The organism is Dactylosporangium sp. NBC_01737 (assembly GCF_035963215.1).
Classification (GTDB): domain Bacteria; phylum Actinomycetota; class Actinomycetes; order Mycobacteriales; family Micromonosporaceae; genus Dactylosporangium.
The window spans coordinates 5,386,376-5,413,104 of the sequence record NZ_CP109153.1 but is presented as its reverse complement, the minus strand read 5'-3'; the positions used below and the strand labels follow the sequence as shown (position 1 = coordinate 5,413,104).

General features: G+C 73.9%; 17 protein-coding genes. 9 read left to right on the top strand and 8 right to left on the bottom strand.

Going from position 1 to position 26,729, the window contains the following annotated elements:
* Window positions 1-24: 24 nt before the first annotated feature.
* Window positions 25-882: an oxygenase MpaB family protein gene (locus OHA72_RS24320; protein WP_327010087.1), complete on the top strand. Its 858-nt coding sequence runs from the start codon at window positions 25-27 to the stop codon at window positions 880-882.
* On the opposite strand, the gene OHA72_RS24315 is transcribed toward OHA72_RS24320, so the two are convergent.
* The 6 genes from OHA72_RS24315 to OHA72_RS24290 all read right to left on the bottom strand — a co-directional run bounded on the left by OHA72_RS24315 (window position 824) and on the right by OHA72_RS24290 (window position 7,063).
* Entirely contained in the window at window positions 824-1,459 is a 636-nt protein-coding gene (locus tag OHA72_RS24315) for a hypothetical protein (protein ID WP_327010086.1), read from the bottom strand. The two genes, OHA72_RS24320 and OHA72_RS24315, sit on opposite strands and share 59 nt — an antisense overlap.
* Entirely contained in the window at window positions 1,456-2,661 is a 1,206-nt protein-coding gene (locus tag OHA72_RS24310) for a sugar efflux transporter (RefSeq protein ID WP_327010085.1), read from the bottom strand. The genes OHA72_RS24315 and OHA72_RS24310 overlap by 4 nt, the downstream gene beginning before the upstream one ends.
* A gap of 68 nt (window positions 2,662-2,729) precedes the next feature.
* Entirely contained in the window at window positions 2,730-4,058 is a 1,329-nt protein-coding gene (locus OHA72_RS24305; protein WP_327010084.1) for a class I SAM-dependent DNA methyltransferase, read from the bottom strand.
* A gap of 3 nt (window positions 4,059-4,061) precedes the next feature.
* Complete coding sequence (locus OHA72_RS24300; protein ID WP_327010083.1) at window positions 4,062-5,279, bottom strand: ROK family transcriptional regulator; 1,218 nt, start codon at window positions 5,277-5,279, stop codon at window positions 4,062-4,064.
* 84 nt (window positions 5,280-5,363) lie between these two features.
* Window positions 5,364-5,957 carry a hypothetical protein gene (locus OHA72_RS24295; RefSeq protein ID WP_327010082.1) on the bottom strand — a complete coding sequence of 198 codons (594 nt, stop codon included), beginning with the start codon at window positions 5,955-5,957 and terminating at the stop codon, window positions 5,364-5,366.
* A gap of 32 nt (window positions 5,958-5,989) precedes the next feature.
* Window positions 5,990-7,063 carry a hypothetical protein gene (locus OHA72_RS24290; protein ID WP_327010081.1) on the bottom strand — a complete coding sequence of 358 codons (1,074 nt, stop codon included), beginning with the start codon at window positions 7,061-7,063 and terminating at the stop codon, window positions 5,990-5,992.
* A gap of 147 nt (window positions 7,064-7,210) precedes the next feature.
* Between OHA72_RS24290 and OHA72_RS24285 the strand changes: the two genes are divergently transcribed.
* From OHA72_RS24285 to OHA72_RS24255, 7 genes are all read left to right on the top strand, one after another.
* Window positions 7,211-8,095: a DUF4132 domain-containing protein gene (locus tag OHA72_RS24285; RefSeq protein ID WP_327010080.1), complete on the top strand. Its 885-nt coding sequence runs from the start codon at window positions 7,211-7,213 to the stop codon at window positions 8,093-8,095.
* Entirely contained in the window at window positions 8,092-12,885 is a 4,794-nt protein-coding gene (locus OHA72_RS24280; protein ID WP_327010079.1) for a hypothetical protein, read from the top strand. Before OHA72_RS24285 ends, OHA72_RS24280 begins: the two co-directional genes overlap by 4 nt.
* Window positions 12,882-14,060 (top strand): ATP-binding protein, encoded by a 1,179-nt coding sequence (locus tag OHA72_RS24275; protein ID WP_327010078.1) that lies wholly within the window; start codon window positions 12,882-12,884, stop codon window positions 14,058-14,060. Before OHA72_RS24280 ends, OHA72_RS24275 begins: the two co-directional genes overlap by 4 nt.
* A 379-nt stretch (window positions 14,061-14,439) precedes the next feature.
* A complete protein-coding gene (locus tag OHA72_RS24270) occupies window positions 14,440-18,201 on the top strand; it encodes a DUF5682 family protein (RefSeq protein WP_327010077.1) in 3,762 nt (1,253 codons plus the stop codon).
* A gap of 52 nt (window positions 18,202-18,253) precedes the next feature.
* Complete coding sequence (locus OHA72_RS24265; RefSeq protein WP_327010076.1) at window positions 18,254-20,251, top strand: hypothetical protein; 1,998 nt, start codon at window positions 18,254-18,256, stop codon at window positions 20,249-20,251.
* Window positions 20,248-20,409: a hypothetical protein gene (locus OHA72_RS24260; protein ID WP_327010075.1), complete on the top strand. Its 162-nt coding sequence runs from the start codon at window positions 20,248-20,250 to the stop codon at window positions 20,407-20,409. Before OHA72_RS24265 ends, OHA72_RS24260 begins: the two co-directional genes overlap by 4 nt.
* Before the next feature lie 437 nt (window positions 20,410-20,846).
* Window positions 20,847-21,122 (top strand): hypothetical protein, encoded by a 276-nt coding sequence (locus OHA72_RS24255; protein ID WP_327010074.1) that lies wholly within the window; start codon window positions 20,847-20,849, stop codon window positions 21,120-21,122.
* Window positions 21,123-21,129: 7 nt separating this feature from the next.
* Here OHA72_RS24255 and OHA72_RS24250 read toward each other — a convergent pair whose 3' ends face one another.
* Complete coding sequence (locus tag OHA72_RS24250) at window positions 21,130-21,381, bottom strand: hypothetical protein (protein ID WP_327010073.1); 252 nt, start codon at window positions 21,379-21,381, stop codon at window positions 21,130-21,132.
* 205 nt (window positions 21,382-21,586) lie between these two features.
* Entirely contained in the window at window positions 21,587-25,183 is a 3,597-nt protein-coding gene (locus tag OHA72_RS24245) for a choice-of-anchor D domain-containing protein (RefSeq protein ID WP_327010072.1), read from the bottom strand.
* 433 nt (window positions 25,184-25,616) lie between these two features.
* Between OHA72_RS24245 and OHA72_RS24240 the strand changes: the two genes are divergently transcribed.
* On the top strand, window positions 25,617-26,726 hold the full coding sequence (locus OHA72_RS24240; protein ID WP_327010071.1) for an RICIN domain-containing protein: 1,110 nt from the start codon (window positions 25,617-25,619) through the stop codon (window positions 26,724-26,726).
* Window positions 26,727-26,729: the final 3 nt, after the last annotated feature.

Below are 26,729 nucleotides of genomic sequence, written 5' to 3'. Positions count from 1 at the left end.
ACCGGATCCGTAGACTGCACAGCCATGCGGGGGATCAGAAGGGGTCGATATGACAATCTGCGACGCATCCAGGCGAGCGACGCGGGCGTCGACTACCTGCTGATCCACCAGCTGACGCTGCGCGAGGAGTTCCCCTGGGACATGCGTATGGCGTTCAATCTAGCGTTCAACCGGTCGTTCGCGCTGCCCCGCGTCGCCGAGGGCCTCGTGCGGACCGGACGGGTGCTGACCGAGCCGCGGCGGCGCGCCGACGACACCGGCATCATCATGTACGAGATCCTCCTGCACGGCTTCGAACATCCGCGCGGACGGCTGGCGCTGCGCCTGCTGAACGAGGCGCACCGGCACGTCGCCGCCGACAACGATGACAGCGTCTACGTCCTGGCAGCACTGGTGGTCGTGCCGATGCGCTGGCTGCGGCGGTACGGGTGGCGCGCACCCGCCGAGCAGGAGCGTGAGGCGGCCGCCCGCTACTACCGCGAGGTCGGGCTGCGCATGGGGGTCCGCGACCTCCCGGCCGGCTACCAGGCCTTCGAGGACTGGTTCGACGCGTACGAGGCGGCCAACCTGCGGCACACCCCGCAGGCGGAGCAGATCGAGCGGGTCACCCGGGGGCTGCTGCGCGGCCGCATCCCGAAACCGTTGCGGGGCGCGGCCGACGCGCTCATCGCGGCCCTGTACGACCCGCCGCTGCGCCGCGCCTGCGCGGTGCCGGACCCGCCGGCGTGGGCCCGGACGGGGCTGCACCTGGCGTTGCGGGCGCGGGCCCGGCTGCTGCGGCTGGCCCGGCCGCGCACCACGCCGCTGTTCGCCGACGGCATCGTCACGAAGTCCTACCCCGACGGCTACGACCTGGCGAAGCTGGGCCGACGGTCGTCGTGATCCGGGCCAGCGAGGGCGCGCGGGGCGTGGAGCCGAACCCGAAGCGCACCGGCGGGTCCACGTCCGCGAGCGGCCCGAGGTCCACGCCGTCCCAGGTCGCGGTCGCGGCGGTGATGCGGTGCAGGTCCTGGACGCCGTACCACTCGTGCCGGTCGTCACCGGCGCTGCCGTGCGTGCGCACCCCGGGCAGCAGCAGCCGGGCCGGCCGGTCGATCGCGGCGATCCACCGCGGGTGCCGCGCCACGGGCGGCGGGACGCACCGCAGCAACCCGCCTATCGGTCCCCGGCGCCCCGTGGTGAACCTCAGGCCCAGGGGGCCGGCGTCGACGGCCCAGGTCGTACCGGTGCGAACGACGCCGACCGCGACGATCCGGACGTCGTCGAAGCGGTAGGTCGCGGCGACGAACGCCGCGAGGTCGGCGGTGCCGGCGAGCAGGATCCGGTGGCCGCCGGGGCGTTCGACCATGACGTCGCTGACGGGGCCGAACGGTGAGCGGGGCCAGTGCCCGAGGACGAGCCTCGTCCCGCCGGCCGTCCCGACGCCGGCGATCCACCCGTCGAAGCGCAGCGCCGTCACGACCGGCGCGGGCGGCGCGAGGTCAGCAGCAGCACCACACCGGCGGCGCACAGCGTCGCGCCGGCGGCGTAGGCGTAGCGGTAGCCGAAGTGCTGGGCGAGGCCGAACAGCGGCCCGGCGAGGATCGCGGCGACCGGGTAGGCGTTGCCGGCGAGGGTCGCCGCGCGGCCGGGCTCGCCGGGCAGCATCTCCTGCACGTAGGAGATGCCGAGGCCCTGCACGGCGGCGATGAAGCTCGCGTTCACCAGCTGCGCGGCACCGACCTGCCAGGTGTGCGTGGACGCGGCGACGAGCACGTAGTACAGCACGCCGAGGCCGGCGCCGATCACGATCAGCCGGTGCAGCGGCCACCGGGTGGACAGCGCGCCGAACCCGAGCATCAGCGGGATCTCCAGGGCGGCGCACAGCCCCAGCACCAGGCCCGCGTCGCGCACCGAGCCGCGCAGGTCGTGGCTGAGGTACAGCGACATCGCCTGCACGCCCAGCGTCCCGGCCGCCTGCAGCAGGGTGAGCGCGGCGACGACCTGCAGCACCCGCGCCGGAGCGTGCCCGGCCTCGGCGCGGGGCGGTTTCGGCGCCGGCGCGACGTCGTCGAGGACGAACACGGCGACGAGCACGGCCGCGCCGTACATCACGGCGGCGGTCAGGTAGAGCACGCGGAAGCCGCCGGCGTCCAGGAGGACCGCCGCGATGGGCGGCCCGGCCACCCACGCGATCGAGAACAGCATCCGCAGCGTGCTGATCGTCATCGCGGCGCGGGTCGAGCCGCGCCGCTCCAGGATCTCCCGGGCGTAGGCGAACGCCTGCGGGAACAGCGAGCCGCTGATCGCGGTCACGGTCACGGTCAGCGCCAGCAGCACCCAGTAGTCGCGCACGAAGGCGGTGGCGGTCGCGCTGATCCCACCGGCGGCGGCCGCGGCGGCGAGGATCTGGCGGCGGACCGGCCGCCGGTCCGACAGCCGGCCGATGAGGGTCGAGGACACGACCATCGACACCGGCCCGGCCACGAGGAACGCGGCGACGTGCAGCGGGTCGGCCTTGACGGTGGTGCTGAGGAACAGCGAGACGAACGGCCCGACGACCGCGGTCGACAGGCCGACGAACAGGAACATCGCGCCGAGCGGCACGAGCAGCCGCCCCACCCCGGGTGCCCTGCCGGCGGATGTGCTGACAGGGGTGCTGGCCGGTGCGCTCGTTACCACGAGTCGTTACCTTACCGCTAAAGACGGTGCCGTTCCGCCGAATTGCGCCCGTGCGGGCGTGAACCGGCTCACCCGGTGCCGGGCTCCGGCCCCAGTTCCAGGGCGACGGCCTCGAACTCCCGCAGTGCGGCGGTCAGGTCCTCGACGATGGCGCGGGCGAGGCGCTGCGGCTCGTCCACCTCCCCGGATCCGCGGGGCTCGCCGGCCTCGGCGGTCCAGGTGAGGTCGAGGTCCACCCCGTGACGGGCGAGGAGCTCGGCGTGCCCGTACGGGCGGAACCGCGCGTCGCGCACCCGGGACGTGCGTGGCTCGCCTGGGCGGTACGCCGCGACGAACCCGTCGAGGTGCTCGCGGCGCAGCGGGTCCTGTTTCAGCGTGAAGTGCACGCCGGCGCGCAGGTCGTACACCCACAACACCCCTGACGGCGGGGTCCGGTCGAAGAACAGGACGTTGGCCTTCACCCCCTGTGCGTAGAAGATGCCGGTCGGCAACCGCAGCATGGTGTGCAGGTCGAAGTCGCACAACAACCGGCGGCGGACCGTCTCGCCGGCGCCGCCCTCGAACAGGACGTTGTCCGGCACCACGACCGCGGCCCGGCCGCCGGTGTCGAGGATCGTGGCGATGTGCTGCACGAAGTTGAGCTGCTTGTTGGCGGTGGCCGCGGTGAAGTCGGCGCGGGCCGGCGCGCGCTCGCCGGCGCGGCGGCCGAACGGCGGGTTGGACAGCACCACGCTGTAGCGACGGCCGGGGTCGGCGGCCAGGGCGTCGCCGACCTCGACCGGGGACGGGCCGTCCGGGGTGCCGACGCCGTGCAGGAGCAGGTTCATCGCGGCGAGGCGGGCGGTGCCGTCGACGAGTTCCATCCCGCCGACGCTGCGCGCGACCTTCGCCGCCTCCAGCAGGAAGCCGCCCGTGCCGGCGGCCGGGTCGACGACGGTGTCCGCGGCGGTGGGCCGCACGCAGGCGACCACGGCCTGGACGACGGGGCGCGGGGTGAAGTACTGCCCGGCACCCGACTTCACGTCCTCGGCACCACGGGACAGCAGCTCCTCGTACGCGTCGCCGGCCACGTCGGCGCCGGACCCGGTCCAGTGCTCGCGGTCGATGAGTTCGATGAGCCGGCGCAGCTTCGCCGGGTCCTGGATCCGGTTGCGGGCCCCGGCGTAGATCGTGCCGAGCACGCCGGGGCGGCCGGCGAGCTCGCCGAGCAGGTCCTGGTAGGCGGCCGGCGTGCCGGTGAGCCGGCGCCACCCGAGGTCGGTGCCGCGCTCCTGCGCCATCTTCAGGAACAGCAGGTAGGTCAGCTGCTCCACGTATTCGACGGCGCCGACCCCGTCGTCGCGCAGCACGTGGCAGAACGACCAGAGCCGGTCGACCAGCCGACGGGCGTCAGTCATCCGTCACAGGGTAGACAGGGTGGGCGACGCGGCCGCGAACGGGACGGTGTCCACGCCCAGCGCGAGCGCCACCCCGCCGAGCGCCGCGGCCCGCAGCGACAGGGCGCTCTGCACGACCTCGACCGACGCGGCGGCGGCCGTGAACGCCGTCTCGGCGAGGCCCCGCTGCAGCGGCTCGCGCAGGATGTCGGTCGCCGCGCCGAGCTCGTCGCCGAGCAGCACCCGCTGCGGGTTGATCAGGTTGACGAGGTTGCCGAGCGCGTAACCGAGCTGGGTGCCGGCGTCGGCGAGGAGGCGGCGGCAGCCGGGGTCGCCGGCCTGCGCGAGCGCGATGAGACCGGCGAGGTCGGTGAGCTCCGGATGCGACAGCCGGGCGTGGCTGAGCAGGGCACGCCCGCCCACCGACAGCTCGACGCAGCCGCGGTTGCCGCACCGGCACACGGGGCCCCGCGCGTCGAGGGTGACGTGACCGAGCTCGCCCGCGGTCCCGGCGGCGCCACGGTACAGCCTGCCGTCCAGCACGATCCCGGCGCCGATGCCGGTGGCGAGCTTGACGTAGACCAGGTCGGCGCAGCCGCGGCCGGCGCCCCACACGTATTCGCCGAGCGCGGCCAGGTTGGCGTCGTTGTCGACCCGCACGGGCAGCGACAGCCGGGCGGTCAGCTCGTCGGCCGGCAGCACGTCCGCCCAGCCGGGCAGCATCCCCGGTGACCCTATGCGCCAGTCCCGGGTGATCGGCGCCGGCACCCCGAGCCCGACGCCGACGACGTCGGAGCGGTCGGCGCCGATGCCGCGCAGCGCGGCGTCGACGAGGGTCGTGCCGAGGTCCAGGGCCTCGCGCGGCCGGTCGTCGATGTCGAAGTCGGTGCGGGACTGCCGCTCGGTCAGCACCGCGTGGCCGAGGTCGGCGAGCGCGACCCGCACGTGCCGGCGGCCGACGTCGACGCCGACCGCGATCCCGGCCCGCCGGGTCAGCCGCACCACGGACGCCGGGCGGCCGCCGACCGGTTTGGCGGCGGCACCCACCTGCTCGCTCACCAGGTCGGCGCCGCCGAGGTCGGCGAGGGCCGAGGACACCGTCGGGCGGGACAGGCCGCTGAGGTGCACCAGCTCGGCGCGGGTCCGTGGACCGTACAGGCGCAGCGTCTCGGCCACCCGCCGGCCGGCACCGCCGGTCTCGGGATGCCAGAGGGTGTGAGGGTCGATGCGCTGGGCCACCACGGCGCGATCCTCACGGGGCAGACGTGTTCTGTCAAGGACTTACCGAAAGTATCGCCCCAAACCGGTATGTGGCGATGGCATTTGTCAGGTCTTGACAGAACTCCGCTGGGGTGCCATCCATAGGATGCCGCGGACCACATACGCCTCGCCGTCCGGGTGACGGTCGTGCCCGATCGCGGCCCGGGCGGCCTCCACGACCGCCGGGTCGAAGGCGGCGAGCACCTCGTCGGCGCGCGCGACGCTCCAATCGTGCCACGCCGACAGCTCGGTGCCGCCGGACTCGCCGTCCTCCGGGCGGTATGCGACCAGAATCGGGCACTGCTCGTGCGCGAAGCGCAGCCACGCCTCGATGTCCTCGTTGAACCGGCGCACCCGCGACACCGCCGCGAACGGGAACCCGCCCTCGACGTCGTCGTCGGTCTCGTCGTCGTCCTCCTTCGGGTAGTTCTCGATGATCCACATGTGGGCGAACTGGTCGCTGCCCACGGTGAGCAGCGGGCCCGCCCAGACCCGGTCCTGCTCGTCCTCGGCCGGCATGAGGGGCGGCGGGACACGCCGCGCGATCGCGGCCCGCTCCCCCTCGGCCGGCTCGCGGGCGAACCGGACGCACACCTCGGCCCACTCGAAGTAGGTCGCCTCGCCGGCGCCGAAGAACGGGAACGGGAACTCGGCGTTCATGGCGGCGAGCGTAACGCCCGGGTACGACAGTTTCAGTCGCTGCTGATCCAGTGCGAGTCGGCGGGCTCGGCCGGCACCCCCGCCCCGGCGAACAGCGCCCCGACCCGGTCGCGGGCCTCGCGCAGCGGCAGCCCGTCGCCGATCCTGCCGGCGGCGAGCAGGTCGCGGAAGCACCGTGCCAGGCGGGCCTGCGGGTCACCGCCCGGTGCCGCGCCGAGGAACTCGTTCAGGCGGCGGATCGAGGTGTACGGGGTGCGCACGCCGTAGGAGTACTCACGCCCCGGGTCGCCGGGGCGGGGGAGGTAGTCGTACTCCTCGCGGAAGGTGATCGTGCCGGCCTGCGGGTCGGTGATGAGCGTGAGCGTGAAGACACAGTCGGTCGCGGCCCGGTGCACCTTCAGCAGCCGCTCGGTGCGGGCGAACCCGGTCTGCGTCGCTGCCGTGCCCGCGTCGGCGAACCACCCCGCGACCAGATCGCGGGCCGGTTCGTCGTCGAGGTCGCCGGCCGCGGCGGCGGCGTCGAAGCAGGCGGCGAGGCGGTCGTCGAGCCGCTGCGCACCCGCCGGCGGGTAGCCGCGTTCGAGGAACGTCACGAGCCGCTCCAGGTCGGCCATCGGCGCCGACACCGCGTGCACGTTGGCCGGGTCGCGGAATTCGCCGGTGCGGCGCTCCTCCTCGAAGCAGAAGGTCTGCGGGCGCGGGCCGACCCAGAACCGCAGCGTGAGCCACCGGTCACCGGCCCGCAGGACCCGGTGGGTGCGCGGGCGGCCGCCGACCCTGCTGGGCAGGCCGGCGTCGAGGATCCAGCGCTCGACGAGATCGCGGGCACCACCCGGCGGCAGGTGCGGGCCGAGGTCGCCGGCCGCGACCCTGGCCCGGAACGCCTCGACGGTGGCGCGCTCACCCGCACTGTCCAAAGTGGACCGTCCGAACAGGACGATGGCGCGGCGGCCGGTGTCGACCTCGAAGGTGTGCCGTCCGGCGTCCGGGTGCTCGTACACCTCGGAGAAACGGAATCCGGACAGCTCCGACGACGAGGCCCAGAACTGCAGCATCAGGATCCTGCGGCGAGCGCCTTCCGCGGTGACGAGCAGCTCGACGACCATGCCGACACGGTAACGGGTGACGGACGTTTCCCACATCTATCCGGACGTCCCGGTCATCGTGGACCTGGCGCCTTGCAAAAATGTCGCACCCGGTGACTAACCTGCCGGGGGTCAAGGAAGTCCGAGACCCGATGAGGCAGGGATCGCATGACGTGGCTGACCGCCGGCGGTGGCTATGAGGTCACCCTGGATGCCGGGCGCATAGCGTGCCGCAACGCCAAGGGCAAGCTGCTCAAGTCCGTTCCGCCCGCGTTGAAGGACGACGCCGTCGTGTTCGGGCTCAAGCAGTTGCAGGAGTGGCTGGGCCGGCACGAGGCGCAGGTGCGCGAGCAGGTCGACCGGTGGATGGTCCGGTCACTGCCTGTGCCCGCCGAGGTGCTCGCCCGGGTCTGGGCCGACGAGGTGTGGCGGGCCGCGCTGACCGACCTGGTCGTCGCCGTCCTCGACGACGACGGCGCGTGGGACCCCGAGGAGGTCGGGTTCCTGCGGGACGCGTCCGGCGACGGCGGCGGCACTGTCGGCATCGTCAACCTCGACGGTGAGACGGTCCGGCTGCCCGCGACGCGGGTCGCGATCCCCCACCCGGTGCAGCTCGCCGACCTCGACGACCTGCGGGAATTCGCCGCCGACCTGGGCGTGAAGCAGTCGGTCGACCAGCTGTTCCGCCAGACGTGGACCCGCGGCCCCGACGTCGAGCCGGCCGCGACCCGCGTCAGTGACTATGCCGGCGGGAAGTTCGCCGAGCTGCGGCACCTGACGGCGCGTTCGTCGTCGCTGGGCTATCCGGTGAAGGGCGGCTCCGCGATCTGCCGCGTGTTCGAGGGCGGCCGCACCGTCGAGGCCCGCAGCTGGGTCGGCTCCGACGATCCCTATTACGAGACCGAGACCGGCGACCTCGTGTTCGTCCGTGACGACGGCACGTCCGTGCCGCTCGGTGAGGTCGGGCCGGTCGCCTGGTCCGAAGGCATGCGCATGGCCGCGGCGCTCTATGCGGGCCGGGTCGTCGAGGAGAGCAAGGAGGAGCAGGCATGAGTGCGGACGCGCTGCTGGACGCCGGTGCGGTGCTGCCGAGCGGTGAGGGTCTGGCGCAGGACACGATCGACACGCTGACCACCCGGGCCTACCGGCACCCGGTCCTCGGCGAGCGCACCGTGGTGCGCCTCGTCCCGGGCACGCTCGGGCCGGCCGAGGACCTCACCATGGAGTTCCTCGGGTTCGAGGCACCCGAGACCGTCACCGAGGTCGGCGTCGTGCGCCAGCAGGCGCTCGGGTTCCCCGCGTGGGCGCTGGTGCACGACCCCGCCAACGGCCACCACGCCCTGGCCCTGGTCAAGGACATCGAGCGGCTCGTGCGGATCGCGAAGTCGCGGATCGGCCCGGCCCGCGACGGGTTCGTCGAGCTCGGCGACCGGCTGGCGCGGTCCGTGCCGCACTTCCTGCCGACGTTCTACGAGGAGGCCGCGCGGGCGTTCCTCGCCGCCGACAGCCCCACCTACGCGGCGTCGATGTTCGGCAAGGCCCGCGACGCCGAGCGCGCGTTCGCGTTGAAGATCGACGAGGACCGGCAGCACACGGTCTTCCTGGAGTTCGCGCTCGCCGGCGCGCTGACCGCGAAGGCACTGGCGGCCTATGCCCGTGACCTCGCCGCCCGCGCCGACGCGGCGACGGCCTATGAGCGCTTCCGCCGGCTGTGCGTGGAGCGGACCCTCGGCGGGATGCCCCCGTATGCGTCGATGCACACCGACCTGCGCCGGCTGGCGAAGGCCGCGAAGCTCGGCCCGGACGAGGAGGAGGCGCTGCTGCGGGTGCTGCTCACCGCCCCGTCGATCGTCCGCGCGCCAGGCGGGTTCTGGACCGCCTACCGTGCGGTGCTGGTCTCCGTCGCCCGGCAGGACCCGGCGGTCCGCGGCCAGCTGCTGGCGATGTTCCCCGGCAACTGCCCCGACGAGACCTGGCTGGAGATCCTCGAGGAGTCCGGCGCGACCGCCGCGTTGATCGAGCCGGCCGGCACCGTGCCCGCCGGGGCCGAGTCGCCCGACGGCCCCGCCGGCTGGCTGACCCGCCTGCACCAGCACCGCTCCGGCTGGCGGCGGGAGCGGCTGGCGGCGCAGTCGGCGCTGGTGACCCGCATGGCCGGCCGGTTGAAGGCCGACGGTGCGCCGGCCGACCTGTGCGCCTCCGCCGGCTATCTCGACCTCGACGTCGTCGACCTCTGCCTCGAGCTCGGCGTGCCCCTCGGCGAGGTCGCCGCCAACGCGACCTGCCCCGTCGAGCAGTGGCTCAAGGACGACAAACCGGGCCGCCGCGACCTCGTCCACCTCGTCGCGCACCCACGGCTGCTGCCGCGCGTCGCGGACAGCATCGAGGGCCACCTGCGCCCCGGCTGGCGCAGCACCAAGGTGTCACCCGAGGACGTGGCCGCGGTCGTCGCCGTGCCCGGCCTGCGCACGGCGCTGCACTGGTGGATCGACCGGCTCGCCGACAGCGTGATCGAGCAGGGCCTGCCCGGCATCGACGACCAGCTCAAGCGGCTCGCGCTCATCGCCTGCCCGGAGGGTCTCGCGGTCAACCCGGAGGCGGTGCGCCGCATCACCGGGCACGACCTCGCCCCCGTCCTCGCCACGACGCTGCGCGCCGGGGTCTTCGACGAATACGGCTGGCCGGCCCTGGAGGCCGCGATCGACACGCTCGTCGGCGACGCCGACATCGAGTCCGACGACGACAGCTATGACGCCAAGGTGCGGGTGCAGCGGCAGTGGCCGCAGCTGGTGGTGCGCGCCGGTGACCAGGTCGCCGTCGTCGGCGCCGACGGGGTCGAGCTGGAGCACATGCTGCGGATCCCCGCCGACCAGCGGCGCTACGACTGGAGCACGGTGCTGCGCTACGTCGACGGCCAGCTGCTGGTCAGCTGGGACATCGGGCAGGAGCGCGCCGGCTACTGGAGCGGCGCCCCCGACGACGTGTTCACCACCCCCGACGAGGCGTTCACCGTCAACACCCACACCTCGCTCGCCCTGCCCGGCGGCGGGCGGACCGCCGGCGGCCGGCCGCTGCACGTCGGCGACCGGTCCTCCCACGAGCGGGCCCAGGTCGCCGGCGACGGCCAGCACTACTGGACCCTCGCGGAGTCCGGCCCCGACGAGGCCTGGCGCTGGCATGAGTATGACGCGGCCACCGGCACCCTCGGCCGGGCGTCGCTGCCGGCGTTCTTCGAGGCCGGCGCCGTCGAGGGCCAGACGCTCGTGCACCATGCCTCGCACCTGCTGCCGGCACCGCCGCAGGCGGCGACGAGCCCGCTCGGGCACCGCGACGGCCTGGTCGGCTGGCGGATCCGCGCGACCGCCGACGGCACGGAGACCGGCACCGGCGTCGACGGCCGCACGTTCACCATGCCCGGTAAGTTCGAGCGGCCCGGCCGCACCCACGGCACGCCGGTCGGCGCGATCCGGTTCCCCGGCGCCGACGCCGTCTACGGCATGGTGTTCCAGGACTCGTGGCGGGACAACAAGATCGTCCTGTGCGCCGAGGACGGCACGGAGATCGCCGTGCTCAGGACCAGCCTCAAGAAGGACCCGTTCCGCGAGGGCACCCGGATGATGCCCCCGGCGACCTTCTGGCACTACCTGCGCGTGCGCGACGAGGCCGGCTCGGCGGCGCTGCGGGCCGTGACCGACGAGCAGGCGGCGCGGCTGCTCGCCGCCGTCGTCGACCTCGTCGGCCCGGACGCCAAGATCGACACCGACGCCGCCCGCAAGCTCGTCGCCGAGACGTTCCCCGAGGTGGGCGCCGCGCCGCTCGTCGCCGGGATCGCCGGCGTCGTCAAGCAGGCGGCCCGCTCCGTGGCGCGGCTGGTCGAGCTGACCACGGCGACCGCGGCGATCGCGACCGCCGTGCAGGCCGACCCCGACGACCACCTGCCCGACGACCGCATCCTCAACGCGGCGCTGTCCGGGCTCATCCCGAGCTGCTATGACTACAGCCACGTCGGGGCCAACCTCTACATCCACGTCGGCGCGGCCCTGCTCGGCAGGCAGCCGCAGCGGCCGATCGCGCCGATCGCCGCCAGCGCCGACCCGGACTGGTTCGACGTGGTCGGGGCAATGCCCGCCGTGCTCCACCGGGTGGTGTCGCCGCTGATCTCGGCCGAGCACCACACGCACCTGCTCGGCCTGCTCGACGTGATCGCCGGGTCGGGGCTGCTCGCGCCCGGCGGGCGGCTGCGACGGCTCTGGCTGCAGGCCGACGACCGCACCGCGATGCCCAAGCCCGGCGACGTCATCAGCGCCGGCGAGCGGCGGCTGGTCGTGCTGCGCACCGACGAGTCCGACGGCGAGGTCAAGGCGTTCGAATACTCCCCCGACGGCACGTTCGGCGCGGTGGCCGGCCACGCCATCACCCGGCACCAGATCCTGGACCCCGGCGGGTGGGACGGTGAGCGGCTCGCCGCGTTCGTGGCCGCGGCCCGGGAGCACGGCCCGCTGCCGTGGCGCCCCGAGCTCGTCCCGGCGCTGTCCGCGGCGGCCGGCATCACCCTCGCCGACGCGACCGTGCTGCTCGCCGACCCGGTCTCGGCCAAGGACTGGGAGGATCGCCGGCCGGACGGCTGGCACCTCGACCAGGTCCTCACCGACGCCGCGATCGAGGGCGCCCTCAGCGACCGCGACTCGCTGTCCCGCTCCGAGCGCCGCTCCCTCGCCCTGGCGCTGCTGCCGGACGACCCGGCGGCGCTGTGGACCGACGGGCCGTGCATCGAGCGGGCCGGCACCTGGCACGTGGAGCGGTATGGGGCGAGGACCCCGCTGGCCGACGACCTCGTCGTCGAGGTGCGCGCGGCGCGCATCACCGCCGGCATCCGGGCCTCCGCGTTCGTGCACGGCCTCGCCAACCCCGAGACGTGCCGCTGGCTGCACGGCCCCGTCGAGGGCATCGGCATCCCCGACCTGCTCAGGGCCGTCACCCGCGCCGTGCCGTGGCTGGTGCGGCGGCTCCCCGCCGGGCACGCCCTGCGCGTCAGCCTCCCCCGGGTGCTGGACCTCGTCCGGCAGCGGCTGGCCGACCCGGAGCTGGAGGTGCAGATCGGGACGCTGTATGAGGAGGACCTGACGGAGTTCATCGCCAAGATCGGCCTCCCCCTCACCACCGACGGCACGACCCGGGACGCCGGCCTGTACAAGATCGTCCACGACCGGCACTGGCCCAGCATCCTGCTGCGTCCCGCCCGGATGACCGGGCCCGACGACCCGCGGGTGGCGGCGCTGCTCACCGAGCTGGACAGCTCACCGCGGTTCATCGTCGCGCTGCGCGCGATCCTCAGCGGCCAGCTCGACGCGTGGGTCGAGGCGGCGGCCTCCACGGAGGGCTCCGAGCAGGACCACGACCCGTCGCGCTCCGCACCGGACCTGGTCGCCGAGGTCGCCGCGAAGCACGGCCTCGGCGCCGACGCCGCCACGCTCTACCTGCAGCTGCTCGCGCTGCCCGACCCGACCGACCGCAACGTCGCGGCGTGGACGGGCTGGAAACCGGCCCGGCTGAAGAAGGCCCGCGCCGAGCTCGCCGCCACCGAACTGGTCGTGGAGGCGAAGCGGCCGCGGGCCGGGCGCACCCTGTTCCTGCCCGGCGGCTGGGTCGCGCTGTCCAGCCCCAACCTGCCGTTCGAGCTGTGGAAGCTGCCACTGTTCATCCGCGACGGCGACGACGTGACCAGCCTCGGCGCGGTCATCCCCGTCGCGCCCGCACCGGCGCTGTTCACCGTCGCCTGGGCCCGGGTCACCGGCGGCGACCACCCCCGCTTCGAAGAACTCACCACGAGAGGGCGTCGATGAGCACCACGCTGGAGACCGGACCTGCCGCAGGGCACGTCCGGCAGGTCGATCCCGCCGAGCACGCGCACGCGGGCGAGCTGGCATTCCTCGCCGCCCACGACGACGGCGCCCGCCCGCCCGGCTGGCGGCTGACCCCGCGGGCCGTGGTGACGTTCATCGTCGGCAGCGACGACAAGGAGCTGACCCTGCCCAAGGGCGCCCGCGCCGCCGGCCTGCCGGCGAAGCTGGCGATCACCCGCAAGTTCGTCGGCGACCGGGCCCTGGTGGAGCGCTGCGTCGTCACCCTCGCCGGCGAGCGCGGGCTGCTGCTCGTCGGCGAGCCCGGCACCGCCAAGTCGATGCTGTCGGAGCTGCTGTCGGCGGCGGTCTGCGGGACCAGCGAGCTGGTCGTGCAGGGCACCGCCGGCACCACCGAGGACCAGCTGCGCTACGGGTGGAACTACGCCCTGCTGCTGGCCGGCGGTCCCAGCCCCGAGGCCCTCGTGCCGTCGCCGGTCCTCACCGCGATGCGGTCCGGTGCCGTCGCCCGCGTCGAGGAGATCACCCGCTGCCTGCCCGAGGTCCAGGACGCGATGGTGTCGATCCTGTCCGACCGGCGCATCGCGGTGCCGGAGCTGTCCGGCACCGCCGGCGCCACCATCCACGCCGCTCCCGGCTTCACCCTCATCGCCACCGCCAACCTCCGCGACCGCGGCGTGTCGGAGATGTCCGCCGCGCTCAAGCGCCGGTTCAACTTCGAGACGGTCGGGCCGATCCCCGACCTGGCCGCGGAGACCGCGCTCGTCGGCCGGCAGGCCAGGGCCGCCCTCGACCGGGTGCGCACGCCGTATGGCGTCGACGAGGCGGTCCTGGAGGCGCTCGTCACCGCGTTCCGGGACCTGCGGGCCGGCCGGTCCGTCGAGGGCTGGGAGGTCGAGCGCCCCTCCACGGTGATGAGCACCGCCGAGGCCGTCGCCGTCGCCACGTCCCTGGGCCTCGCCGCGGCGTACTTCCCCGGCGACCGCGACGTGCTGTCGCTGCTCCCGGCCCACCTGCAGGGCGTCGTGTGCAAGGACGACCCGGCCGACGGGGCGAAGCTCCTCGGCTACTGGGACGGCGCCGTGCGCCGCCGCGCCGAGGAGGGGTCCCGGCTGTGGACCCAGCTGTGGGAGCTCCGTGATGTCCTCAAGTCCTGACACTGCCCCGGCCGATCCTCCCGCCGGGCTGCGTTCCGGCGGGCCTGCCGCCGGACCTGCCGCCAGCTCTGGCGGTGGGTCCGGCGGTGGCTCCGCCGATCCCCCCGCCGTGTTCCTTTCCGCCGTGGCTGCCACCGGCCCTGCCGCCGGGTCTTCCGTGCCTTACTCCGGGTCTTCCTCCGGGTCTGCCGGTCGGGTTGGCGGCGGGTCCGGCCGTGGGCTCTCCGATGGGCGTTCTGGTGGGCGTTCCGCCGGGTCTGCCCGTGGGCTTTCCGGTGAGCTTTCCGGTGGCGGCCTTCCCGGCGGCGGCCTTCCCGGCGAAGCGCCTGACGGGGCGCTGCGGGTCCTCGCCGAGTCGACGGCGCCGTATCTCATCGGGGTGCGGCACCACTCGCCGGCGCTGTCCGCGGTCATGGACGACCTCCTCGACGCGGCCCGGCCGGAGGTGCTCCTGCTGGAGCTCCCGGCCGAGTTCGCGGACTGGCTGCCGTGGCTGGCCGACCCGGCCACCACGGCACCGGTCGCCCTCGCGGGGGTTGCCGGCCCCCGCGGCACCGCGGCGTTCTACCCGTTCGCGGACTTCTCCCCGGAGCTGGTCGCGGTGCGCTGGGCCGCCCGCAACGGCGTCGAGGTGATCCCCTGCGACCTGCCCCTCGCCGACCGCGCCTGGCACGACGACCTCCCCGAGGACGCCTCGGCCGCCGCACCTGCCGTGGACGGCCCGGCTTCGACCGCCTCTGGCCTTCCACCTGCGACGGACGGCACGCCTCCGGGCACCACCGCCGCGGAGGGGACGGCTGCGGACCTGCCCGCATCCGACGGCGCGCACTCGGGCGCGACCCCTTCAGACGGGTCGGCGTCGGACGGGATCGGTGGGTCCGCGACGGCCGCGCCCTCAGCACCTGCGTCGTCAACACCCTCTCCCTCCACGCCCGCGTCCTCCACGCCCGCTCCCCCAACACCCGCGCCCTCCACGGCCGCGCCCTCAGCACCCGCTCTCCCAACGCCCGTGCCGTCCACGGCTGCACCCCTGACACGCGCGCCTTCCACGGTCGCGCCGGACGGGCTGCGGTTGCTGGGTGACGCGTTGCGGCGGGCCGCGACCGGCAGGCCCGACGAGGACATGTGGGACCGGGTTGTCGAGGCCCGGTCGCCCGGCGCAGCGCCGGACGCGGTCCGCCGGGCCGCGCTGCTCGTCGGCTGGGCGATGCGGCACGACACCGGCGATGACGTCACGGCGCTCGACCTGCGGCGTGAGGCGTGGATGCGCCGGCACCTCGCGGCGCTCGAAGGGCGGCGGGTCGCCGCGGTGGTCGGGTCGTTCCACGCGTGGGCGCTGCTCGACGTGGACAAGCCCGCCGCCGACCCGGCACCGCAGCGGGCCGGGAAGGGACCCGAGGTCGTCACCTCGTTGGTGCCGTACGCGTTCTCCCTGCTCGACGCCAGGTCCGGCTACCCGGCCGGGATCCGCGACCCCCGCTGGCAGCAGGCGGTCGTCACCGCCGGCGGACGCCCCGCGGACGTCGAACGGGCCGCGCTCACCGCGATCGTCGACGTGTGCGCCAGGGTCCGCGCCGCCGGCCATCCGACCGGGCCCGCGGAGGCTCGGGAGGCGTACCGGCTCGCCACCGACCTGGCACGGCTCCGGGCGCTGCCCGCACCGGGCCGGGGCGAGATCGTCGAGGCGTTGCAGAGCGTCGTCGCACACGGCGAGGTGCTCGGCCGGGGACGCGTCGTCGCGACCGCGATGGAGCAGGTCCTCGTCGGTGAGGAGCGCGGCGTGCTCGCGCCCGGCACGCCCCGGTCCGGGCTGCGGCCCGCGGTCGAGGCGCTCGTGAGCGAGCTGCGACTGCCCGTCGCCGGTGAGAAGTCCCGTGACATGCGGCTCGACTCGCTGCGCTCCGACCTCGACCGGCGGCGGGAGGTGGCGCTGCGGCAGCTCGAGGTGTGTCGCGTGCCGTACGGCGAACGCGTCGCCGTCGAAGGTGCCGGTGGCACCGACGCTCTCACCACCCGGTGGACCGTGCAGTGGGTGCCCGGCACCGAGGCGATGCTGGAGCTTGCCGGCATCCGGGGCGTCACCCTGGCTCAGGCGGCCGAGGGCACGCTGCGGCACCGGCGCCGCGTCGAGCAGGACGACAACGGCCCGACGTCGGCGCAGCTGATCGACGGGCTCGCGGTCGCGGCCGGTTGCGGGCTCGTCGCGCTGACCCGGGAGCGGATCGCGGAGGTCGCCGCCGGGGTGCCGGCCGCCGCGAGCCTGGACGAGCTGATGGCCGCGCTCGCGCTCGTCGACCGGCTCGACCGGGGGCACGTCCCCGGCATGCCCGCCGGGCTGCTCGGTGAGCTGGCCCCCATGGTCGAGCAGCTCGAGTCCGCCGCCGTCCGCCAGGTCGACGGCCTGACCGGATCCGAGTCCGTCGACGACGTCCGGGCGCTCGTCGCCCTCGCCCAGCGGGCCGACGCGGCCGGGGTCGGGCTCCGCCTCGCCGGTGCGGTCGGCCGCCTCGCGCACGACGGCACGCCGGTCATGTCCGCGGCCGCGGGTGCCGTACAGGTGATCCTCGGCCTCGCCGAGCCCGCGGCGCTCGGGACCCGGCTGGCGTCCTGGGTCGACGGCGCCCGCACCGACGACGGCCGGCGGCGGCTGCTCGGCCACCTCCGCGGGCTGCTCACCGCCGCGGAGCCGCTGCTGCAGGCCGGCGACGACATGCTCGACGGTCTCCTCGACCGGGTCGAGTCCCTGCCCGACGCCGACTTCCTGTCCCGGCTGCCGGCGTTGCGCGGCGGCTTCCAGGCGGTCAGCCCCGCCGGCCGGGACCGGCTCCTCGCGGTCGTCGAGCAGCGCCTCGGCGACACCGCGTCGGTCCGCGACATCACCGACGTATCGCCGGAGGAGCTGCTCATCCGGCTGCTCGCCGACCGGGCGGGCAGTGCGGCGCTCGCCGCGTACGGCCTGACGCCGCCCACCGGCACCGCGGACACCGCACCCGCCGACGAGGCTCCGGTCACCGAAACCAAGCCACGCGGCGCCGGTCACACACTGTCCACAGTGGACCGGTGGCGGCTGCTGCTGGGGCGGCGGTCGGACGATCTGAGTCCGGGGGCGGCGCGGTACGCCACCGCCCTCGACGAGCTCTACGGCGCCGGCACCGGCGAGGGGTCGCGAGCCGACGCCGCGGGGCGGGCAGGCCGGGAGGCGCCGTTCCCGGGTGTACGGGAATGGGCCGAGGAACTGTCCGCGCTGTTCGGGCCGGGTATCCGCGAGGAGGTCCTGGCCCGCGCCGCGGAGTCCGGGCGGCGGGAGGCCGCGCTGCTGCTGGACCCCGACGCGGTGACACCGTCGGTGGAGCTGCTGCAGACGGTCCTGTCCCTCGCCGGCGCCATGCCCGAGTCGGTGGTCGCGCGGCTGCGGCCGCTGGTCGCGAGGATCGTCGAGGAGCTCACCCGGCAGCTGGCCGCGCGGCTGCGGCCGGCCCTCGCGGGGATCACGACACCGCGGCCGACCCGCCGGCCGGGCGGGCCGCTCGACCTGCCGCGGACCCTGCGGGCCAACCTGGCGACGACCCGCCGCGACGGCGAGGGCCGGGTCCAGGTCATCCCCGAACGGCCCGTGTTCCGCACCAAGGCCCGGAGGGGCGTCGACTGGCGGCTCGTCCTCGTCGTCGACGTGTCCGGGTCGATGGAGGCGTCGGTCATCTGGTCGGCGCTGACCGGGGCGATCCTCGCCGGGGTACCGGCGCTGACGACGCACTTCGTGGCGTTCTCGACCGAGGTCGTCGACCTGACCGACCGGGTCAGCGACCCGCTGGGGCTGCTGCTCGAGGTCAAGGTCGGCGGAGGCACCCACATCGCCGCCGGGCTGCGGCACGCCAGGTCACTGGTGACCGTGCCGTCGCGGACGCTGGTCGTGGTCGTGAGTGACTTCGAGGAGGGGTACCCGCTGGGCGGGCTCCTCACCGAGACCCGTTCCCTGGTCGAGTCGGGTGCGACCGTCCTGGGCTGCGCGAGCCTCGACGACGGGGGCCGGCCGCGGTACTCGGTGTCGGTGGCCTCGCAGCTCGTCGCGTGCGGCATGCCGGTCGCCGCGTTGAGTCCGCTGGAGCTGGCCCGCTGGGTCGGGGAGAAGGTGCGCGCATGAGCGGTCCGCAGCGCTGGTCCGGCTCAGGCCGGCGACTGGTGGAGGCGATGGCATGAGCGGGGCATCCCTTCCGCCGGTGGCGGACACGGTGCTGGTGGCCGCCGTCGACGCGTTGCCGGCCAGGCTGCGTAAGAAGGTCGACGAGGCGGTGACCCGCTTCGCGGCGCTGCCAGTGACGGCGGCGGACGGCCGGTTCACGGTCGCCGTCGACGACACGACGACCGTCACCCTGGTCACCGACGGCGGGGTGGTCCGCTCACCGGACGCGGCGACGTGCACCTGCCTCCTCGCACCGAACTGCCTGCACCGCGCCGCGGTGCTGGCGCTCGCCCCGGCGTACGCGGAAGGGTCCCCGGCCGAAGCGGAATCGTTCCCCGCGCCGGACACGCCGGGCGTTGCGGCACCGGACGCGGCCGGCGCTCCTGACGCGGCCGGCGACCTTGCCGCGCCTGTGGGCCTTGCCGTGCCGGGAGACGCCGCGGGCACCGGAGACGTCGCGGGCACCGGGGACGTCGCGGCGGCAGGGGACGCCGCGGCGTCCGGCGCCGGCCGGGTCGCTGGTGCCCCGGATCCGGCCACGAGCACCGCCTCGGCCGCGAACGCCGTCGACGTGCCGGCGGAGGCGACGGCCGAGCCGTTGACGGTGCAGCAGCGGGCGGCGGTCGAGCACCTGTGGCGGGCCGCCGTCGACGTGCTCGCCGCGGGTGTCACCGGGTCGGGGACGGTCGCGCGGACGGCGCTGCTGCGGGCGGCGCACGAGGGGCAGGCGTGCAAGGTGTACCGTCCGGCCGCCGCAGCCCGGATCGTGGCCGCGATGCTGCAGGCCGCCCGTACCGGCGATCCGGACTTCCGGCTCGGGGAGCTGACCGCCGCGTTGCAGGAGCTCATCGGGGTCCTGCAACGGCTGCGGTCGGCCGGTGGCGGCGGACCGGCGGAGGGGCTGCTGGGCACGGCGCGGCGGGCGTACGAGCTGCGGGGCAGTCTCCGGCTGCACGGCCTGTGCACGACGGCGGTGCTCGCCGACTCCGGCTACGCGGGCGTGGTCACCTACGTCGCCGACCGCGACGGTGGCCTGTGGATGATCGCGGACCTGATGCCCGGCGACGCCCGGCGGGCCGCGAAGGCCGGCAACGCGACGGTCGCGCTCGGCGAGACCGCGCTCAGCCACCGGGCGTTGACCCGAGCGGGTCTCGTCGTGTCGGGTGCGACGGCGTCCGCGACCCGGCAGCTGGGGGCGGGCAAGTCGGTGCGGGCGGTCACCGCCCGCGGCTGCGGCTGGCACGAGGAGCCCCTGGCCAGGCTGTGGACGGTGCCGCTCGGCGAGCAGGTGCACCGGGCGTTCGAGGCGCTCGCCCTGCCGGTGACGGACCGGCGCGCAGGCGACGACCTGGTCTTCCTGTCGGTGCGGATCGAGGGTACCGGCGGCGACGACGCCGTCCACGCCACCGCCTCCGGCGGCACGCCGCTGACGCTGCGGGTCGCTGACGACTCGCCGGCGCTGGCGTACCGGGAGAACCTCCGGCTGCTCGGCCACGCCGCCGGCCTGGAGCTGCTGATCGTCGCCCGGCCCGATCCGGCGCGGCCGGGCACGGTGTTCCCGCTGTCCGTCGCGCCGGTGGACGCCACCGACTGGAACCTGCCGGCGGCGCAGGGCGGGCACGCGGACCTGGCGTTCGACCGGCTCCACCGCAGCCACCTGCCGCAGACCGCCGGCCTCGCGGCACTGGAGGACACCACCGGCGCGTCCGCCACCCCAAGCGGCGACCTGGGCGACGGTCCTCCCGCGCAGGCCGGGCCCGCGGAGGTCACGCCCGGGCAGGCCGCGCCCGGGGGCGTCGCGCCCGGGCAGGGTGCGGCTCCGCTCGTGCCGGTGGCCAGCAGGGCCGCCACGACCGGCGATCCCGTGCTGCGGCTGCTGGCGGCGCAGGTCGAGCGGACGGTGTCCGGCGGAGGACAGTCCACACGTTCGCGGCGGGCCGGGGACCGTCGGACGCCACCCGGCTGCGGCGGGCCCGGCTCGACACCGGCGCGGTCCTGCTCGACCGGTTGACGGAGGCGGCGTGCACGCGTCCCCGGGACATGTTCGGGCGGCTCGCGGGCGACGACGGCAGCGCGTTCGCCCAGGCGTGGCTGGCCACGGCGGTCTACACGGACGCCGCGACCCGCGCCGTGGCCGAGGCGACCTGGCTACCGGCCGCCGCGCCCTGAGCTGTCACCACCGCCCGACGCCACCACCGCCCGACGCCACCACCGCCCGACCGCAGCGCACCTGCACCGCCGCGCGACCGCACCGCGCCGCACCACCGCCGACCGCACGACCGGCATCACCGCACCGCAGCAACGCGGCCCGCACGCACCACGGCGCCGCACGACCGCATCACCGCACCCCAGTCCGCACGCACGACCGCACGCACCGCACTGCCTCACTACCGGCCGCATCGCACGATCCCACCGCACCGCACCGCACCGCACGACCGCATCACTGCACTGCATCGCCACCGATCGCACCGCAGCACCGCACCGTCGCCGGGCGCGCTGCGTTGCCGTGGCGCATGGGCTGCGGTGGTGCGGGGGCGGTGGCGGCGGTGGGAAGGCGCGGCAGCGTGGGTGGGGCGGTGGGCGTACACCATGACGAGGGGAATCACGTGAGCAAGAGCCTCACCGAAGGGCCGATCAGGGCGTTGCTCGTCACCCTCACTCCGGACGGGACCTGGTTGCGGGAGATCCGGCTGCCGATCGCGCCGTTTCCCGGTCTCGGCATCCGGCTCGACGTGTACGAGGTGATGAACGTCGACAGCGTGCTCGTCGGCGACGACGGCCGGTGGGAGATCGACGTCACCTGCATCGTGTCGCGGGACGGCGGCGGGGCGACGCAGCAGGTGCTGGAGCGGCTCGGCTTCGAGGAGGGGGTCTACGTCTGAGCGCGCCTCAGCGGATGACCTCGGTGACGGCGGCGATCCACGCGAGCGCGTCCTGCTCGCCGGCGAAGGAGCGGCGCGTCGCGTAGACCGACGCCGTGTCGCCGACGGTGACCACGAACGTGACGGCCCACGTCTCCTGGTCCCGGCGCAGCACGCGCGCCTTCGTGTCCAGGTGCACCGGGGCGACCAGCGTCGCGTGGTCCAGGTTGAGATAGGTGGGTTGTGACGTGGCCATCTCCACGACCGGGACGAGCCTCATCATCGCACTGTAGGCGAACGCGACCTTCCCGAAGACGACGAGTCGGCGGAGGCGCAGGTAAGACGACGGAGCATCCGAGCGAGGCGAAGCTGCTGGAGTGGTCCTCCACGCGCCTGTTGTTCACGTGCGCCGCCGGGCACCACGGAGGCCACGAGGGGTGCCGCCGGTCCGCAAGACCGGCGGCACCCCGTGCCCTGCAGGAGGGTCAGATGTTCCAGACCTGGAAGGTCGAGATCTGCCCCGCCGGCCAGCTGGTGTTGGCCGAGATGTTGAGCCGGACGTAGCGCTGGGTCTGCGCCGCGAACGTGATCGTGACGGTGTTGCCCGCCCCGCCGGAGAACGCGTAGGACGCCTGGTCTTTCAGGCTCGACCAGGTCGTGCCGTTGGTGCTGCCGGCGATCTGGATGGTCTGGTTGCGGGCGCCCCAGGAGGCGGGGAGCTGCAGGACCACCTTGGTGATGCTCTGCGCCGAGCCGAGGTCGACCTGGACCCACTGCGGGAAGGCGTTGTTGGCGCTCTCCCAGTAGGAGTTCTGGTCGCCGTCGGTGACGTTGCCGGAGCCGTACACCTGGACGTGGCTGGACTCGCTGGTCGGCTTGCCCGCGGCCAGGTTGGTGGGTGTGGTGCCGCCGGCGCCGGTGCCGGACAGCGCGATCGTCGTCGGGCTGTTCTGCGCGTTGCTGGTGACGGTGAGGGTGCCGGTGCGCGTGCCGGACGCGGTGGGCCGGAAGCTCACGTTGACCACGCAGGACGCGCCGACGGCGATCGAGGAGCAGTTGTTGGTCTGCAGGTAGTCACCGCTGACGGTGACGCCGGAGACCGTGGCCGCGGCGGTGCCGGTGTTGGTGATCGTGACGGCCTGCGAGCCGCTGGTGGTGTTCAGCGTCTGCGAGGCGTACGTGAGGCTGGTCGGGTTGGCGCTGAGGACCGGTGTGGTCGGCGTGGTGCCGCCGCTGGGGTAGACCTCGAGCTCGGCGACCTGCCCGGCCGGCCAGCCGGTGTTCGCGGTGATGTTGACGCGGACGTACCGCGCGTTGGTCGCCCCGAAGGTCAGGCTCACCGTGTTGCCGGTGGCCGGGTTGAACTCCCGCTCGCCGGAACCGACGATCGTGCTGAAGTTCGAGCCGTCGGTGCTGCCCAGGATCGACAGGGTCTGCCGGCGGGTCGCCCATGCGGTGGCCGGCGGGAGTTTCAGGGTGACCTTGCCGATGCTGCTGGTCGCGCCCAGGTCGACCTGGACCCACTGCGGGAAGGCGTTGTTGTTGCTCTCCCAGTAGGTGTCGGCGTTGCCGTCGGTGGCCGTGGTCGCCGCCTGCGTGCCGTTGACCTGGCTGCTGGCGGTGGCCGTCTTGTTGAGCGCGATGTTGGTGTTGGTACCGATGCCGGTGCCGGACAGCGCGACCGTGGCCGGGCTGTTGTTGGCGTTGCTGGCGACGGTGAGGGTGCCGGTACGCGCGCCGGACGTCGTCGGGGTGAACCTCACGGTGACCGTGCAGGACGCACCGACGGCCAGGGAGCCGCAGGTGTTGGTCTGGCTGAAGTCGCCGGTGGCCGTGACCCCGGAGACGGTCGCGGCCGCGGTGCCCGAGTTGGTGAGCGTCACCGTCTGCGTCGGGGCGGACGCGCCCACGACGGTACCGGCGAAGGACAGCGTCGTCGGGTTGGCGTTGACGACCGGTCCGGGTGCCACACCGGTGCCGGACAGCGGCACGGTGCTGGTGATGCCGGCCGCGGTCACCGACAGGTCGCCGGTGCGGGTGCCGGCCGCGGTCGGCCGGAAGGTGACGCTGACCGTGCAGGACGCGCCGGCGGCGAGGCTGCTGCCGCAGGTGTTGCTCTGCGAGAAGTCACCGGTGACGGCGATCGTGCCGACCGGCGCCGAGGCGGTGCCGCTGTTGGTGACCGTGACGGCCTGGGCGGCGCTGGCGCCACCGGTCGCGACCGAGCCGAAGCCGAGCGCGTTCGGGCTGACGCTGATGTTGGAGCCGTTGTCCGGCAGGTACGGCGGGAACGTCGGCACCGGCATCTGGCAGGCGGTCGAGCCGAAGATCCCGGAGTTGCCGCCGCCGTCGGTCAGGTTGAACCCGACACCACAGCTGTAGATCGGCGCGGATGCCTGGGTACCGGTCGCGGTGCTGTTCGTGATCGTCGCCGCACCGGCGACCTGCAGCTGCGCCACGAACGTGCCGGTGTTCTGGATCGTCGCGTTGTTGATCTTCACGTTGTTGATCTGGGAGCCCGAGACGAACTGGATCGCCTCGTACGGGCTCTGCTGGATCAGGATGTTGTCGACGTTGGTCAGGCCGTTCATCACGCCGTCGCGGGCGTCGAACCACAGCGCGCCGACGCCGAACTGCCAGTTCGGGTCGAGGTTGCCGGACCGGATGATCGTGTTGCGCAGCACGTCGGTGCGCCCGATCGGGGTCGAGGCGAAGCGCTGCGCGACGTGGATGCCGCCGCCCTGGCTGAGGCCCGCGTCGATGACCCGGTTGTCGGTCACGAAGTTGTCGTGGCCGCCGTAGATCGCGATGCCGTTGGCGAGGATCGGCAGCTCGACGGTGTTGTGGTCGAACGAGTTGTTCACGTCGGCGTTGTGCTCCGCCCACATGGCGAGGCCGTCGTCGCCGGGGTTACGGACGTGGCTGTTGGTGACCTTCGAGTTGGTCACGCCGTTGTGGAAGTTGATCGCGTCGGCGTTGTAGTTGCGCAGCCGCATCTGGTTGAACACCAGGTTGTTGAACGGCCCGTCCATCCATGCGCCGACCTTGACGTGCTCGATCCAGACCCGGTCGACGGTCGAGTTGGTCAGCGAACCGCCGATGCCGTTGACCTGGTCGCCGTCGTTGCGCTCCTGGACGTTGCCGAAGATGGCGAAGTCCGCCAGGTGCACGTTGCTGCTCGGCGACGGCGCGTAGTTGCCGTAGAAGCCGGGCGCGTTGCCGACGATCCTCGAACGCCACATGCCGGCGCCACGGATGGTGACGTTGTTGACGATGATGTGGCTGCACCCCATGCCACAGCCCGGGTTGCTGCCGGGGATCCGGAACGTGCCTTCCGGGATCCACACGGTGCCACCGGCACCCGCGGCGGCGATCGCCGAGTTGAACGCCGCCGTCGAGTCGGCCACGCCGGACGGGTCGGCGCCCCTGCTGGTCACCGAGACGGAGCCGGCCGGCTGCGACAGCGGTCCCGCGACGTTCTCGAAGTCGGCGAGGTCGATGGTGTACGACGAAGCCGTGGAATCCGAGTCGACCTGCAGGCGGAACTTCGTGCCCGCCGGGTAGCTCTGCGGGAAGAGGCGGTTGACCTCGTCGTAGAAGTGGTGGTGATTGCTGCCCGGCTGGTTGCTGAACGGGTAGCTGCTGTAGTAGTGACTGTACGCGTTGGTCAGCGTGAAGTTGTTGGACCGGACGCCGTTGATGTACAGCGAGATGGGCGCCGTGTACACCGAGCCGTTGCCGGTGTCGGGGATGCTGTACCGGAAGACCATCGAGTTCGTCTCCACCGGCGTGGTGAACTCGACGAACTTGCCGCTGCCCTGCAGCGTGACCGCCTTGCGGTAGGACGCCTCACCGGCGAGGGTGTTGTAGGCGGCGCTGGGGCCGATGACGGAGCCGTTGGTGGCGGCGTTCTCCGCCTGCACCTCGACGTAGGGCAGCGTCGCACCGACGCCGCCGGTCGCGGCCGCCGACGCCGGCGACATCGTCATCCCGACGACGACGCCCGCGGCAGCGAGGGTGGTGCCCGCGGTCAGGGCGACAAGACGCCCTTTCCGCCTGGCACCTCGGGGGGACCGGAACATGTCTTGCTCGCTTTCGACGGGGCCGTTACCGCGCGAGGCATCGGCCGGCCGGCCGCGAGTTGGCGGTGTCGGGCTGGTCGGCGCTGGTGGAGACGATCGAGCGGCGGGGTGGGTTGTGACACCGGTTGGCGGTGCGGTGCAAGAGGGACGGTAACCCCGCCGACACGACTCCGCAATATCCAGACTCATCTTTGCTGGATTCGAACGCGTTCTTGCAAGGCCCTGACGCTGCCCGGGGAACGCCCGCGGTCGGCAACCGCTCGGCGCAGCGTAGGTGGCGTTCGACCGGTCCGGTCCACCACTGGGCTCCCCGGCCCGCGGCGCATCGCCAAAACTCGATGCGACCGTCCCTGCCGCGACGCCTCGGGTCCCCGCCAGGATCCCCGCGCCGAGCGGACCGCCCTCGGACGGCCCAGACGAGAGGAACCAGCACATGCGACGCAATCTCAGGCGGCTCGCCGCCGCCGGGTTCGGCCTCGCCCTCGCCGCGGGGCTCACCCTCGCCACGGCGGCACCGGCGCAGGCCGAGTCCAACGGCGGCGTCCGGGTCATGCCGCTCGGCGACTCGATCACCGACGGGTACAACGTGCCCGGCGGCTACCGGATCAACCTGTGGCAGCGGCTCGCCGCCGGCGGGTACACCGTGGACTTCGTCGGCTCCGGCTTCAACGGCCCGGCGGGCCTCGGCGACCATGACCACGAGGGGCACTCCGGCTGGCGGATCGACCAGCTCGACGCCAACATCGTCGGCTGGCTCACGTCGTACACGCCGCGCACGATCCTGCTGCACATCGGCACCAACGACATGAACCAGAACTACGACGTCGCCAACGCCCCCGCGCGCCTGTCCGCCCTCATCGACAAGATCCGGGCGACCGCCCCGTCGGTGGAGCTGTTCGTCGCGCAGATCACCCCGGAGACCAACGCGACGCTCGAGGCGCGCGTCCAGACGTACAACGCGGCCCTGCCCGGCATCGTGGCCACGAAGGGCCCGCTCACGCACCTCGTCGACATGCACTCCGCGATCACGACCGCCGACCTCGCCGACGGCGTCCACCCCAACGCCACCGGCTACGACAAGATGGGCGCGCGCTGGTTCAGCGCCCTGCAGTCCGTGCCCGGCAGCCTCACCCCGACCATCCCGCCGGTCGGCGCCGCCGTGTCGCTGGTCAACCCGCAGGCCAACCGCTGCCTCGACGTCTCCGGTGTCAGCACCACCCCCGGCGCGCAGGTCCACATCTGGGACTGCCACGGCGGCACCAACCAGAAGTGGACCAGGACCGCCGCCAACGAGCTGCGCGTCTACGGCAACCGCTGCCTCGACGTCAACGGCAACGGCACCGCCGACGGCACGAAGATCCAGATCTGGGAGTGCAACGGCACCAACGCGCAGAAGTTCACGTTCAACGCCAACGGCTCCATCACCGGCACCGGCTCCGGCAAGTGCGTCGACGTGAACGCCTCCGGCACCGCCAACGGCACGAAGGTCCAGCTCTGGACCTGCAACGGCACCGGCGCCCAGCGCTGGGCGGCGCGCCCCTAGTTT

What these genes read in the sequence shown, in the direction of transcription:
- OHA72_RS24265 (WP_327010076.1), top strand. Translation starts at nt 18,254, where the DNA reads ATGAGCGGGGCATCCCTTCCGCCGGTGGCGGACACGGTGCTGGTGGCC.
- OHA72_RS24285 (WP_327010080.1), top strand. Translation starts at nt 7,211, where the DNA reads ATGACGTGGCTGACCGCCGGCGGTGGCTATGAGGTCACCCTGGATGCC.
- OHA72_RS24245 (WP_327010072.1), bottom strand. Translation starts at nt 25,183, where the DNA reads ATGTTCCGGTCCCCCCGAGGTGCCAGGCGGAAAGGGCGTCTTGTCGCC.
- OHA72_RS24320 (WP_327010087.1), top strand. Translation starts at nt 25, where the DNA reads ATGCGGGGGATCAGAAGGGGTCGATATGACAATCTGCGACGCATCCAG.
- OHA72_RS24305 (WP_327010084.1), bottom strand. Translation starts at nt 4,058, where the DNA reads ATGACTGACGCCCGTCGGCTGGTCGACCGGCTCTGGTCGTTCTGCCAC.
- OHA72_RS24290 (WP_327010081.1), bottom strand. Translation starts at nt 7,063, where the DNA reads ATGGTCGTCGAGCTGCTCGTCACCGCGGAAGGCGCTCGCCGCAGGATC.
- OHA72_RS24280 (WP_327010079.1), top strand. Translation starts at nt 8,092, where the DNA reads ATGAGTGCGGACGCGCTGCTGGACGCCGGTGCGGTGCTGCCGAGCGGT.
- OHA72_RS24240 (WP_327010071.1), top strand. Translation starts at nt 25,617, where the DNA reads ATGCGACGCAATCTCAGGCGGCTCGCCGCCGCCGGGTTCGGCCTCGCC.
- OHA72_RS24295 (WP_327010082.1), bottom strand. Translation starts at nt 5,957, where the DNA reads ATGAACGCCGAGTTCCCGTTCCCGTTCTTCGGCGCCGGCGAGGCGACC.
- OHA72_RS24275 (WP_327010078.1), top strand. Translation starts at nt 12,882, where the DNA reads ATGAGCACCACGCTGGAGACCGGACCTGCCGCAGGGCACGTCCGGCAG.
- OHA72_RS24250 (WP_327010073.1), bottom strand. Translation starts at nt 21,381, where the DNA reads ATGAGGCTCGTCCCGGTCGTGGAGATGGCCACGTCACAACCCACCTAT.